Annotated in this window: 13 protein-coding genes; 6 read left to right on the top strand and 7 right to left on the bottom strand. The window is 74.3% G+C overall.

Translation table 11 applies throughout. The annotated features are described in order from the left end of the window. Positions 1-34: 34 nt before the first annotated feature. Positions 35-268: a hypothetical protein gene (locus SCK26_RS26570; RefSeq protein ID WP_318203846.1), complete on the top strand. Its 234-nt coding sequence runs from the start codon at positions 35-37 to the stop codon at positions 266-268. A 19-nt stretch (positions 269-287) separates the two neighbouring features. On the opposite strand, the gene SCK26_RS26575 is transcribed toward SCK26_RS26570, so the two are convergent. Next, positions 288-887 (bottom strand): hypothetical protein, encoded by a 600-nt coding sequence (locus SCK26_RS26575; RefSeq protein ID WP_318203847.1) that lies wholly within the window; start codon positions 885-887, stop codon positions 288-290. A gap of 126 nt (positions 888-1,013) precedes the next feature. Between SCK26_RS26575 and SCK26_RS26580 the strand changes: the two genes are divergently transcribed. The 3 genes from SCK26_RS26580 to SCK26_RS26590 are packed head-to-tail and all read left to right on the top strand — an operon-like array spanning position 1,014 to position 3,097. Then, entirely contained in the window at positions 1,014-2,090 is a 1,077-nt protein-coding gene (locus SCK26_RS26580) for a sialidase family protein (protein WP_318203848.1), read from the top strand. A gap of 37 nt (positions 2,091-2,127) precedes the next feature. Further along, positions 2,128-2,832, top strand: a complete 705-nt coding sequence (gene npdG / locus SCK26_RS26585) for an NADPH-dependent F420 reductase (protein ID WP_318203849.1) — start codon at positions 2,128-2,130, stop codon at positions 2,830-2,832. A 13-nt stretch (positions 2,833-2,845) separates the two neighbouring features. Next, on the top strand, positions 2,846-3,097 hold the full coding sequence (locus SCK26_RS26590) for a hypothetical protein (protein ID WP_318203850.1): 252 nt from the start codon (positions 2,846-2,848) through the stop codon (positions 3,095-3,097). On the opposite strand, the gene SCK26_RS26595 is transcribed toward SCK26_RS26590, so the two are convergent. Then, a complete protein-coding gene (locus SCK26_RS26595) occupies positions 3,087-3,887 on the bottom strand; it encodes a site-2 protease family protein (RefSeq protein ID WP_318203851.1) in 801 nt (266 codons plus the stop codon). The genes SCK26_RS26590 and SCK26_RS26595 overlap by 11 nt on opposite strands. Before the next feature lie 109 nt (positions 3,888-3,996). Here SCK26_RS26595 and SCK26_RS26600 point away from each other — a divergent pair, with 109 nt between their 5' ends. Next, entirely contained in the window at positions 3,997-4,467 is a 471-nt protein-coding gene (locus tag SCK26_RS26600) for a DUF6578 domain-containing protein (protein ID WP_318203852.1), read from the top strand. Between the two features lie 269 nt (positions 4,468-4,736). Then, complete coding sequence (locus SCK26_RS26605) at positions 4,737-7,982, top strand: BTAD domain-containing putative transcriptional regulator (protein WP_318203853.1); 3,246 nt, start codon at positions 4,737-4,739, stop codon at positions 7,980-7,982. A gap of 13 nt (positions 7,983-7,995) precedes the next feature. Here the strand turns inward: SCK26_RS26605 and SCK26_RS26610 are convergent, their stop codons facing one another. The 5 genes from SCK26_RS26610 to SCK26_RS26630 all read right to left on the bottom strand — a co-directional run bounded on the left by SCK26_RS26610 (position 7,996) and on the right by SCK26_RS26630 (position 12,611). After that, complete coding sequence (locus SCK26_RS26610; RefSeq protein WP_318203854.1) at positions 7,996-8,817, bottom strand: ABC transporter permease; 822 nt, start codon at positions 8,815-8,817, stop codon at positions 7,996-7,998. Then, complete coding sequence (locus tag SCK26_RS26615) at positions 8,814-9,833, bottom strand: ATP-binding cassette domain-containing protein (protein ID WP_318203855.1); 1,020 nt, start codon at positions 9,831-9,833, stop codon at positions 8,814-8,816. The genes SCK26_RS26610 and SCK26_RS26615 overlap by 4 nt, the downstream gene beginning before the upstream one ends. Before the next feature lie 85 nt (positions 9,834-9,918). After that, the gene (locus tag SCK26_RS26620) at positions 9,919-10,623 is read right to left on the bottom strand and encodes a hypothetical protein (protein ID WP_318203856.1); all 705 of its coding nucleotides are present in this window, start codon (positions 10,621-10,623) and stop codon (positions 9,919-9,921) included. 34 nt (positions 10,624-10,657) lie between these two features. Further along, positions 10,658-11,038 (bottom strand): hypothetical protein, encoded by a 381-nt coding sequence (locus SCK26_RS26625; RefSeq protein WP_318203857.1) that lies wholly within the window; start codon positions 11,036-11,038, stop codon positions 10,658-10,660. A gap of 37 nt (positions 11,039-11,075) precedes the next feature. Further along, positions 11,076-12,611, bottom strand: coding sequence for a zinc ribbon domain-containing protein (locus tag SCK26_RS26630; protein WP_318203858.1), 1,536 nt, complete (start codon positions 12,609-12,611; stop codon positions 11,076-11,078). Positions 12,612-12,644: the final 33 nt, after the last annotated feature.

The following is a 12,644-nucleotide window of genomic DNA, read 5'->3' on the forward strand; positions in this document are numbered from 1 at the left end:
TGGGGGAACATGTCGGTGGCGAGAGGAGCTGTCCATGGCCCTGTTCAAGAAGCGCACCGCCGGCAAACCGGGCGAGTGGTACTACTGCCTGGAGCACAAGAAGGTCGAAGAGGGCCCCGACTGCCCGGGCAGGGACCGCTTCGGTCCCTACGCCTCCCCGGAGGAAGCCCGGCACGCGATGGAGACCGCCGCCGAGCGCAACCTCCAGTGGGAGAACGACCCGCGCTGGCACGACGCCTCCGCCCGCGGGAACACCGAGGAGAGCTGAGCCGGCCGGACCGGCCCGGTCACCACGGTGGCGGCGGCGGGGCCGTCAGGGCCTCCGTGAGGCGGGACAGGCGGTCGCGGAAGCTTCGGCGCGATCTCGACGGGACCGCGTTCTCGCCGGCCGCCGCGCTCACCAGGTGCTGCACACGGTCCAGGTCCAGCTCCGCCCCGTGGGGCACGGCCAGCGCGTCGTGGGCCATCGCGGCCAGCTCGCCCCCGCCCGCGCCGCCCAGCGCCAGCACCGTCACCCCGGCCCGCCGGGCGTCGTGCACCCGCTCCAGCAGCGACGCCGGCTCCTCGGGCGCCACCACCAGCAGGGTCTCCCCGCGCCGCGCCGCCGCGATCCGGCCCGGCCCGACCGCCAGATGCGCCGGATCGGACGGGCGCGCGTGATGCCGTACCAGCGTCGGTGCCAGTTCCGGCGTGCCCGACCAGGCCGCCTCGTCCACCAGATGCGCGGCCAGGTGCCAGGGCTCGTACTCCGGGGTGCCCGCCAGCAGCAGCCCGCCCCCGTGCGCCACCACCGACCCGCGCAGCACCCCCGCGAACCTCCGGGTGGCCCCCAGCCACTCCGTCCCGGCGAGCACTTCCCGCAGCAACGCGACCCGTACGGCGTCCATGGGCCCGCATCCTGCCGCAACGGGTCACTCGTGACCCGGAGTTCACCGCGAATTCGCCCGACCCGGGGATGGGGCGCCCCAGACGCGCCTCACGCGCGCCCCCGTACGCGACCGAGGAGCCGCCCGATGACCGATGTGACCGTCCCCTTCCGCGCGGGCCGCGAGGGCTACGCGAGCTTCCGCATACCCGCCGTCGTCGCCACCCGGACCGGCACCCTGCTCGCCTTCTGCGAGGGCCGGGCCGGCTCCGCCGCCGACCACGGGCACATCGACATCGTGCTGAAGCGGTCCACGGACGGCGGCCGGACCTGGGGCCCGCTCCGGGTCGCCGCGAGCAACGGCACCGACCTCGCCGGCAATCCCGCCCCCGTCGTCCTCGACACCGGCCGCGTCCTGCTCGTCCACGTCCGCGCCGCCGCCTACGCCACCGAGGCCGCCATCCTGCGCGGACAGGTCCCGGACGCCGACGGGCGGCGGGTGTGGGTCCAGCACAGCGACGACGACGGCGTGACCTGGTCCGCGCCCAGGGAGATCACCGGGCAGGTGAAGAAGCCGGGCTGGCGCTGGTACGCCACCACTCCCGGCCACGCCCTTCAGCTGACCTCCGGCCGCGTCCTGGTCCCGGCCAACCACACCCTGCCGCCCACCGGCACCGACACCGGCGCCGAGGCCAAGTACAACGGCGGCCACTGCCTGCTCAGCGACGACCGCGGCGAGAGCTGGTACCTCGGCTACCTGGACGAGAACACCGACGGCTACGTCAACGCCAACGAGACCACCGCCGCCGAACTCCCCGACGGCCGCGTCTACCTCAACACCCGCAACGACTCGCCCTCGCCCGGCAACCGCGCCGACGCCCACTCCCCGGACGGCGGGAAGACGCTCCACAAGCCCTTCCGCCCGCAGGCCGGACTGACCGCGCCCGTCTGCGAGGCCGCCGTCCTTCAGCTGCGCGACCCCGACCTGCTGCTGTTCTCCGCCCCCGCCGACCCCGGCGGCGCCCGCGCCCTGATGACGATCCGCGTCTCCCGCGACGGCGGCACCACCTGGCGCCCGGCGTTCACCGTGGACGGACTGCCCGCCGCCTACTCCGACCTGGTCCGCGTCGACCCGCGCACGGTCGGGCTGCTGTACGAGACGGGCGACTTCGGCGCCTACGAGACGATCACCTTCCGCCGGGTGCCGGTGCGGCGGCTGACCTGAACCGGTGCCCCGGCCTGCCCGGACGTAGAGTCGGGCCATGACCTCTACCGACAGCGCACAGAAGGCCCCCGCCAAGGACCCCTGGGACCTGCCCGACGTCTCCGGGTACACCGTCGGAGTGCTCGGCGGCACCGGACCGCAGGGCAAGGGCCTCGCCTACCGGCTGGCCCGGGCCGGCCAGAAGGTGATCATCGGTTCCCGCTCCGCCGACCGCGCCGGGTCCGCCGCCGCCGAACTCGGCCACGGCATCGAGGGCGCCGACAACGCCGAGGCCGCGCGCCGCAGCGACATCGTGATCGTCGCCGTGCCGTGGGACGGCCACGGCGACACCCTGAAGGCGCTGCGCGCGGAACTGGCCGGCAAGCTCGTCGTGGACTGCGTCAACCCGCTCGGCTTCGACAAGAAGGGCGCCTACGCCCTCAAGCCGGAGGAGGGCAGCGCCGCCGAGCAGGCCGCCGCCCTGCTGCCCGACTCGCGGGTCACCGCCGCCTTCCACCACCTGTCGGCCGTCCTGCTCCAGGACCCGGAGACGGAGAGCATCGACACCGACGTCATGGTGCTCGGCGAGGACCGCGCCGACGTGGAGATCGTGCAGGCCCTGGCCGGCCGCATCCCCGGCATGCGCGGCATCTTCGCCGGCCGGCTCAGGAACGCCCACCAGGTGGAGTCGCTGGTCGCCAACCTGATCTCCGTCAACCGCCGGTACAAGGCACACGCCGGGCTCCGCCTGACCGACGTGTGAGCGGCCGGAGGGCATGGGGGACACTGGTCGGCGAAGCAGTTCCGAGCAGTGTCCCCGACAGGAGCCCCCCGTCATGCCCCGCATCGCCCTCTACGCCCTCGTGGTCTGCGTCCTCGCCGTGGCCGCGGCCGTCGTCTCCTTCGTGCAGGGCAACTGGCTGGGCATCGTCTGGGTGCTGCTGGCGGGCCTGTCGTCCAACATGAGCTGGTACTACGTCAAGCGCGCCCGGGCCGCCTCGGCCCGCGGCACCTCCGTCACGGGTTGAACGAGCAGATCGCCGGGCTGTCCTCCCAGAAGCGGTACTGCGCGTCGCCGCAGAACTGCGAGAAGGTGTCCACGTCCAGTGCGCGCATGACCGCGTCGACCACGTCGAAGAACGCGTCGTTGACCGACGGCAGCCACAGCACCGCGAACACGAACAGCAGCCCGAACGGGGCGAACGGCTCCACCTGCCGCTTCACCTTGTACGACAGCCACGGTTCGATCACGCCGTAGCCGTCCAGGCCCGGCACCGGCAGGAAGTTCAGGATCGCCGCCGTCACCTGGAGCAGCGCCAGGAACGCCAGCGCGAAGCGGAAGTCCGCGGGCACGCCGTCCAGGGCGCCCAGCCAGAACGGCGCCGTGCACACCGCGGCGAACAGCACGTTCGTCAGCGGGCCCGCCGCCGAAATCAGGCTGTGCCGCCAGCGGCCCCGGATCCGGCCCCGCTCGATGAACACCGCGCCGCCGGGCAGACCGATCCCGCCCATGATCACGAACAGCACCGGCAGCACGATGCTCAGCAGCGCGTGCGTGTACTTCAGCGGGTTCAGCGTGAGATAGCCCTTCGCGCCGACCGTGATGTCCCCGCTGTGCAGGGCGGTGCGCGCGTGCGCGTACTCGTGCAGGCACAGGGAGACGATCCAGGCCGCGGTCACGAACAGGAACACCGCGACGCCCGGCTGCTCGGCGAACCCGGTCCAGGTGGCCCAGCCGGTCACCGCCGTCACGGCCAGGATGCCGACGAACACGGGACTGACCTGCCGGTCGCCGGGGCGGGTGGTGGCGGTGGTCATGCATCGGCTCCTGTGGTGACGAGGGACACGGGAAGGGACTCTTGGAAGATCCGAGAGCATACGGGGAAAACGCCTCGCGGTCGCCGCCGGGTTCCTGGAAGGTGGGGGGATGGCACGGACGCGGGTGTTCTACGAGGACTGGCAGACGGAGTGCTGCGGGCGGCCGTTCGCGGTGGGCGACGAGGCGGTCCGGCCGCCGGCCGCCGTGGACACCCGGGAACGACCGGGCGAGTGCTACGGCGCCGAGGCGCGGGGGGAGCTGCACGGCGACCCGGGCCGCCCGGTCACCGGCCGGGTCCGCGCCATCGAGCTGGTGCGCCAGGAGTACGTGGTCCGCGCGGACCGGCGCGCCCGCGAGCGCGTCGACCGCGCCCTCGGCCCGGACACGGGGTCCGAGGGGACGGTCCTGCTCCCGTCCCCGTACCGCTGGGAGGCGGTGCCCGGCGCGCACACCCTTCGGGCCGCCGACAGCTGCCCGAGGCGGTTCCCGTCGCAGGAGCCCGGCCGGGGCCCGGGCCCGCACCGGGTGCACCGCACGGTCGGCGCCCTCGTCACGCTGGAGACCGCCGCCCCGGAGTGAGGGCCGCCGCCCCCGGCCGCCATGGAGTGGCGCCCCCTGCCGGCTGCGGCGCGGGCGACCGTCCTCGGCACCGGTGACCGTCCCGGTGCCCGCCGGGCTTCGTCGGCGGGTGGCGCGCCGCGCCGGCGACCGTCCCTGCCGGCGGTCGTCCCGCGGCGTCCCGCCGGGCTCGCCCGGTGGCCGCCTCCGGCACCCTCCCGCTCCCTCCCGCCCCCTTCCCGTACCCCCCTCCCCACCACCGGGCACCGCCCGCCATCCCTCCGGAGACAATGGACCCCGTGCGTTATCGGCTGCTCGGCACCACCCAGGCGATCCGTCCCGACGGCACGGCCGTCCCGGTCGGCGGGGCGCGGCTGCGTGCCCTGCTCAGCGTGCTCGCCCTGCGGGCCGGCCGGACCGTCCCCGCGGCCGTGCTCGTGGACGAGGTGTGGGGCACCGACCCGCCCGCCGACGCCCCCGGCGCCCTCCAGGCGCTCGTCGGCCGGCTCCGCCGTGTCCTCGGCGCCGGGGCCGTCGCCTCCGTCGACGGCGGCTACCGGCTCACCGCCGCCCCCGACGACATCGACCTCACCCGCTTCGACCGGCTCACCGGCGACGGCCTCGCCGCCCTCGCCGGCGGCGACCCCGCCAAGGCCGCCGCCGTCCTCGACGAGGCCCTCGCCCTGTGGCACGGGCCCGCCGTGCCGGACCTGCCCGACCGCACCGCCGAGGCGGCCCGCTGGGAGACCCGCCGGCTGGACGCCCGGCGCGCCCGGCACGCCGCCGCCCTCGCCCTCGGCCGGGCCGAGCAGGCGCTGCCCGAACTGACCGCGCTGTGCGACGACCACCCGCTGGACGAGCCGCTCCAGGCGCTGCGGCTGCGCGCCCTGCGCGACACCGGCCGTCCCGCCCGGGCGCTGGCCGCCTACGAGGAGGTCCGCCGGCTGCTCGCCGACCGGCTCGGCTCCGACCCCGGACCCGAGCTGCGCGCCCTGCACGCCGAACTGCTGCGCGCGGAGGCCCCGCCCGTCCCGGCCGCCGGCGCCCCGGGCAACCTGCCCGCCCGGCTCACCTCCTTCGTCGGCCGCGAAGCCGACCTGGCGGCCATCGCCGCCGACCTCGCCGGCGCCCGCCTGGTCACCCTGCTCGGACCCGGCGGCGCCGGGAAGACCCGGCTGTCCCAGGAGGCCGCCGAGGCGGTCCGGCACACCGTCCGGGACGGTGTGTGGCTCGCCGAGCTGGCCCCCGTGGACGACCCGGACGCCGTGCCCCAGGCCGTGCTGACCGGCATCGGCGCCCGGGACACCGTGCTGCACGGCGCCGGCGTGGACAGCATGCGCGCCGTCACCGAGCGGCACGACGACCCCCTCGAACGGCTCGTGGAGCACTGCGCCCGGCGCCGGATGCTGCTCGTCCTCGACAACTGCGAGCACGTCGTGGACGCCGCCGCCCGGCTCACCGAGACCCTGCTGGCCCGCTGTCCGGAGCTGACCGTCCTCGCCACCAGCAGGGAACCGCTCGGCGTGCCCGGCGAGCTGGTGCGGCCCGTGGAGCCGCTGCCCGAGCCGGTCGCGCTGCGGCTGCTCGCCGAGCGCGGCGCGGCGGCCCGTCCCGGCTTCCGGGTGGACGACGACCCCGAGGCGTGCGCCGAGATCTGCCGCCGCCTGGACGGACTCCCGCTCGCCATCGAGCTGGCCGCGGCCCGGCTGCGCATGCTGACCCCCCGGCAGATAGCCGACCGGCTGGACGACCGGTTCCGCCTGCTCACCTCCGGCAGCCGCACCGTGCTGCCCCGCCAGCAGACCCTCAGGGCCGTCGTGGACTGGTCCTGGGACCTGCTGGACGCCGCCGAGCGGGACGTCCTCGCCCGGCTGTCGGTCTTCGCCGGCGGCTGCGACCTGGCCGCCGCCGAGGCCGTTTGCGGACCGGCCGCGCTGGACGCCCTCGGCTCCCTGGTCGACAAGTCCCTGGTGGTGGCCGCCCCCGCCGGCGGCGGCATGCGCTACCGGCTGCTGGAGACCGTCGCCGAGTACGCCGCCGAACGGCTCGCCGAGACCGGTCGGCGCACCGAGACCGAGCGCGCCCACCTGGCGTACTACCGCGAACTCGCCCGCACCACCGACCCGTTGCTGCGCGGTCCCGAGCAGCGCGCCGCCATCGGCCGGTTCCAGCTGGAGTACGAGAACCTGCGCACCGCCCTCCGGCACGCCGTCGCCCTCGGCGACGAGCAGGAGGGGCTGTGCCTGATCCACTCCCTGCTGTGGTTCTGGCAGATGCGCGACCAGCGCGTGGAGACCCGGTTCTGGTGCCGGGAGGTCATGGCGCTCGGCCCCGACCCGTTCGCCGAGCCGGGCCGCCGGGCCGCCCCGGTGTGGCAGCGCTGCACCGACACTGTGCCGCCCTATACCGGCGAGGCCCTCGTCGAGGCCCGGCGCGGGGTCCACCTGGCTCATCTGGCCTGCATGGACACCGAGATCGACGCCTGGCAGACCCCCGCGGCACAGGCCAAGCTGCGCACGGTCGCGCAGGTCTACGAACCCGGGCTGCCGCAGACCTGCCGGGTGCCGGGCCTGCTGTGGTTCTTCGCGGTGCTGCTGACCGGCGGCGCCGACCGGCTGCGCGCCATCGTGGACGCCTGCGTGCGGACCTGCCGTCAGACCCCGGGCTTCGAGTGGGAGCTGGCCGGCGTGCTGCACCTGCGCGCCAACTTCCTGTCCAACCGGGCCGCCTGGACGGGCGACGCCACCCGGGACGCCGACGAGTCGCTGGAGATCTTCCGCCGCCTCGGCGACGCCTGGGGTGCCACCGAGGCCCTGGCCGCCCGCGGCGAGGCCAACGAGCGCAAGGCCGCCTTCGACCGGGCGGCGGCCGACTACCGGGCCGCCATCGAGCACGCCGAACTCCTCGGCGCCCGCGCCCAGAAGGCCGTGCTGCGCGCCCGGCTCGGCGGCGTCCTGCTGGAGTCGGGCGACAGCGGGAGCGGCGAGCGGATGCTCCGGGACGTCGTCGCCGGCCAGGACGGCGGCCTGAACGAGGCGACGACGATGGCCCGGCTGCACCTGGCCTCCTGGCTGGCCCTGACCGACCGCACCGCCGAGGCGCGCGAGCAGCTACGGGTGCTGCGCGAGGAACTGCCCGTCGCGCGCTTCGTCATCTTCGACTCCCTGCTGACGTGCCAGGAGGCCCTGGTGGACGCCCTGGACCGGCGGACGGAGCCGGCCCTCGCCGAGGCCCGCAAGGCGCTGCGGCTCAGCGCCGAACCGCTGTCCCAGGCCCTCACCCCGCATCTGCACTCCGTCTGCCTCACCGCCGCCGCGATGGCCCTCGCCGACGGCGGCCGGGCCGTCGACGCCGCCCGCTGCCTGGGCGCCGCCCAGGCGCTGCTGCCGGCCGGCCATGTGGTCGCCGGCGTGGAGCGGCGGATCCACGAGCTGGCCGAGACCCGGATCCGGGCCGCGCTGGACGAGCGGTCGTACGAGGCCGCGTACGCCGAGGGCGGTGGCCTCTCCCTGGAGGAGGCCACCGCCCTGGTCTGACCGGCGCCGAAGGTCAGCTCTTCGTACGGAACTTGTGGATCGCCACCGGGGCCATCACCACGGTCAGCCCGACCGACCAGATGACCGTCACCCACAGGGCGTGCGCGACCGGGCCGCCCTCCATCAGCCCGCGCGCGCAGTCGGCCAGCGCGGAGAGCGGGTTGTAGTCGGTGAACGCCTGGAGCCAGCCCGGCATCGACTGGGTCGGCGCGAAGATCGACGAGCCGAACTGGAGCGGCATCAGCACCAGGAAGCCCATCGCCTGCACCGACTGGGCGTTCTTCATGATCACGCCGAGCGTCAGGAACACCCACATCAGCGCCGAGCCGAACAGCGCGGACAGTGCCACGGAGCCCAGCAGACCGCTCCAGCTGCCGACGTCGTAGCCCACCAGCAGGGCGACCACCAGCAGCACCGCCGTCGCGAACAGCATCCGCATCAGCTCCACCGCGATCTTCGCGAAGAGCACCGAGCCGCGCCCGATGGGCAGCGAGCGGAAGCGGTCCATGACACCGGAGTTGAAGTCCTGGTTGAAGCCGGTGCCGACGCCCTGGGCCATGTTCATGCCCATCATGGCCAGCAGTCCGGGCACCACGTACTGGACGTACTGGTCCTGTCCGCCGCCCAGCGACTTGCCGATGGAGCCGCCGAAGACGTACACGAACAGCAGGGTGAAGACCACCGGGAACAGGATGGCGTCGAACATCGACTCCGGGTCCTGGCGGATCCACAGCAGATTGCGGCGGATCAGCGCGCCGGTGTGCCGCAGATGGGCCCGCAGCGGGATCGGCGTGTCCGCCTTGGCGGCGGCCGGGGAGAGGGTGGCGGTGCTCATACGGCGACCTCCTGGCGGGCGGGCGCGGCGTCCTGCGGGGCACTGGCACGGTGGCCGGTGAGGGACAGGAACACTTCGTCCAGGCTGGGCAGTTCGGTGGTGATGGAGGACAGGGTGATGCCGCGCGCGGTGACCGCGCCGACCACGGCGGTCAGCTGCTCGTCGCTCAGGATCGGCACCAGCAGGGCCCCGGTCTCGGTGTCCACGGTCGTGGACGCCAGTCCGGTGATGCCCAGCTCGTCCAGCATGCCGGCGAGCGGGCGCAGCTGGAGCGGGTCGACCGGGCGCACCCGCAGCGTGCGGCCGCCGACGCGGGCCTTCAGCTCCTCGATGCCGCCCTTGGCGATGACCCGGCCCCGGTCCACCACGGTCAGCTCGGAGGCGAGCTGCTCGGCCTCCTCCATGTACTGGGTGGTGAGCAGCACGGTGACGCCGTCGCCGACCATCGCCTTGACCTCGTCCCACACCTCGTTGCGGGTGCGCGGGTCGAGACCGGTGGTCGGCTCGTCCAGGTACAGCACGGCCGGCCGGCCGATCATCGAGGCGGCCAGGTCCAGCCGGCGCCGCATGCCGCCGGAGTAGGTGCCGGCCGGGCGCCGCGCGGCCTCCGTCAGCGAGAACCGCTCCAGCAGCTCGTCGGCGCGGCCCCGGGCCTCCTTGCGGGACAGGTCCAGCAGCCGGCCGATCAGATACAGGTTCTCCCAGCCCGGGAGCTTCTCGTCCACCGACGCGTACTGGCCGGTGAGACCGATGACCCGGCGCAGCTGCCGGGGCTGGCGTACGACGTCGTAGCCGGCCACGGTGGCCTGCCCGGAGTCCGGGGTGATCAGGGTGGAGAGGATGCGTACGAGGGTCGTCTTGCCGGCGCCGTTCGGCCCGAGCACACCCATCACGGTGCCCTCGCGCACATCCAGGTCGACCCCGTCCAGCGCCCTGGTCTCGCCGTAGTGCTTGACCAGCCCCCGTACGGTCACGGCGGCACGTCCGCCGGCGGGGTTGTCGTCGATGCGTGTCATGGGGAAGACGGTGCCAGGTCCCGCCGACAAACCGCCGACAGGTCGCCGACAGCGGGTGCCGGCACCTGTCGGCGCGGACGGGACGCTACGACACCTGCCGGATGTCGGCGCCGACGAGCTTGCCGCCGGCCACGGTGTAGGTGCCCCGGAACACCTGCACGCTGCCGTCGGACTGGGTCGCCCGGACCTCCGCGGCGACCTCTCCGCCGCCGTTGTCGGTGGCGGTGACGTCGATGCGCGAGGTGGAGGAGAAGCCCGCCACCCAGTCCGTGTAGGAGCCGCCGTAGAGCCGGTCGCCGCCCATGGCCCAGGCCGCCGGGAAGTCCCCCGCATTGAGGTGGTCGTAGTAGGCCGTGACGACCTCGCTCGCGTCCCCGGCCTCGTCCGAGGGCTCGGGGGCCGGGGTGGTCCGGTCGTCGTCGTATCCGCCGCTGCCGCCGCTGCCGCCGTAGTCGGCGGAGTGACCGTCGTCGGGCGTGGTGAACGCGCCGTCGGTCGTCGGCGTGCCGCCCCAGCCGTCGTAGCCCGCGCCGGTGGACACCGAGACGCCGGGGAAGCCGCCCGCCGACGGGGTGCCGGGGCGGCTCGCGAGCGCCACGCCGAGCGTCACCCCGCCGGCCACCAGCACCGCCAGCAGGGCCCAGGGCAGCCACACCGGCAGCCGGGTGGAGCCGACGCGCACATACCCGCTCCCGGCCGGCTGCCCGGCGGCGCGCGGTGCCCCGCAGTCGGGGCAGTCCGGGCGCGCGGCGTCCTCGACGCGCGTGCCGCAGTGAACACAGAAGTCCATGGCCCCCCGCTTTCCTTCTCCGGGCCTCGTGCGTCTACAAGCCGCGGACGGCTTCCTCGATGGTCACCGCCAGCGAGGCCAGCGCGGCGAACCCGGGCACGGCCTCCACCAGCGCCTTCGCGACCCGGCGCAGTTTGCCGGTACGGGGCTCGGGCCCGGCCAGCTCCTCGCGCGCGTCCTCGGCGAACTCCGCCAGGTCCTCCCGCTCCGGGTGGTCCGAGCGGCGCAGCTCCTCGATGAACCGGGCCAGCAGGGCGCTGATCTCCTGCGGGGTCGGCGGACGGCCCCCGGCCCGCTCCGCCGCCTCCTCCGTGACCCGGAAGTCGACGCGCGCATTGCTGCCGCTCGCCACCACCGCGTTCCTGACCTGCGCGTTGCCCGTCGCGATGACGCCGTCGTTGGTACGTCCGTGCATGCCGGTCCCCGTTCGTCCGTTGCGTGTGCGGTGGCTGTCAGTCGGTGTTGGGCCGCGGGATCTTCTTCCAGATGGTCGAGATGCGGGACTTGTCGCCCGAGGCGACCGCGCTCGACTCGACCCTGGCCCCCGCGGTGGCGATGATGCCGTTGTTGATGATGGTCTCCTGACGCTTGATCAGATCGCCCGCGTCGATGTCGTGTTCGACGGCGAACTCCACCAGCGCGTCCAGGATGCGCCGCTCGACGGTCTTGAGGACCATGCCGGAGTCGACCTTCTGGAAGTACCGCCGGTGGTCCGTGGCGGAGGCGAGCTGCCGCACGCTCTTGCGCGCCCCGTAGTCGAACATCCCGAGCCGGGTGATCTGCCGGTGCTGCTTCTTCAGCCGGCCGCGCATCCGGAAGTCCGGGAAGAAGCCCGTGACCGCGCGCCCCGGCGAGGCGATCATCACGAAGGGCGTGCTGGCGAGGGTCTGCAGCGCGATCGAGAGGAACTCGCGCGGCGAGGGGACCGGCATGAGGGAGTCGATGGTGCGGTAGCGGTCCAGCAGCGGGCACAGCACGGTCGGCAGGGCTTCCACGAACAGGTTGGAGTCCGAGCGCACCAGCCGCAGGAACACCGACGTCACCAGCTCCCCGCCCCAGCCCGAGGAGTGGGTGACCAGATAGGCGCGGGCGGTCTCCTCCGGGTCGCGCTTCAGCGCGTCCAGCCGGTCGGCGCCGATCCGCGCCACCGGCCGGCCGAGCGGGTCGGGCAGGAAGCGGGTGTCGCCCAGCAGCGCCGTGCCCTCCACGAAGACCCGCTCCTCCAGCTCCAGGCAGGGCAGCGACAGCTCGCCGACCCGCCGGGCGACATGGGCGTACAGGTCCGCGACGTCGAAGTCGCGCGGCCGCACGCCCTCGCGCTCGGAGGCGGTCACGTCGAAGGTCAGCGACCAGGAGTCGAGTTCCTGGCCGTATCCGGTGAACGGCGAAAAGCCGCTGTAGACGGTGAGGTTGCCGCGTGCGTACTCGTCGATCCGGCGCAGCCGCCGGGCGACCGACTCGTTCGGCGGCGGCGGCGCCTGCGCCGGGTCGAACCGGTCGGGCCGCAGCCGCTGGAGACGCTCGCCGTAGTGCGTGGACAGCGCGAACACCAGGGTCGTCGCCCAGCCGGACAGCAGCATGAGGAACACGGCCAGGCCGCTGCCGGCCACCAGCCAGCCGAGGACCAGCACCAGGAACTCGACTGCCAGCAGCAGGTCCCTGGCGTGCCGGCGCGCGTTGGCCTCGTAGGCGTAGCGCAGCACCACGGGCACGTCGCAGCCGGGGGCCGGGGCCACGCCGAGATGCGGTTCGGCGGCGATGTCCCTGATCAGCGAGTCGGCGTACTGTCGGTCCAGGAAGACGGCGGCGCACATGTACCGGGTCAGGTCCCGGCCGCCGGTCCAGCGGGGCACGGCGAGGCCGGACGCGGGGCGGTCCGTCTCCGGGGCGACGGCGACGGTCAGGGTGGCCCCGCACGCGCCGCAGAAGGCGGCACCCGGCACGGTGGCGGTGGAGCAGTCGGAACAGACGGCTGGTGCCTGGCTCATTGTCTCTCCCCCGAGTGTGAGACGGCCCACACT

Source organism: Streptomyces sp. SCL15-4 (assembly GCF_033366695.1).
Classification (GTDB): domain Bacteria; phylum Actinomycetota; class Actinomycetes; order Streptomycetales; family Streptomycetaceae; genus Streptomyces.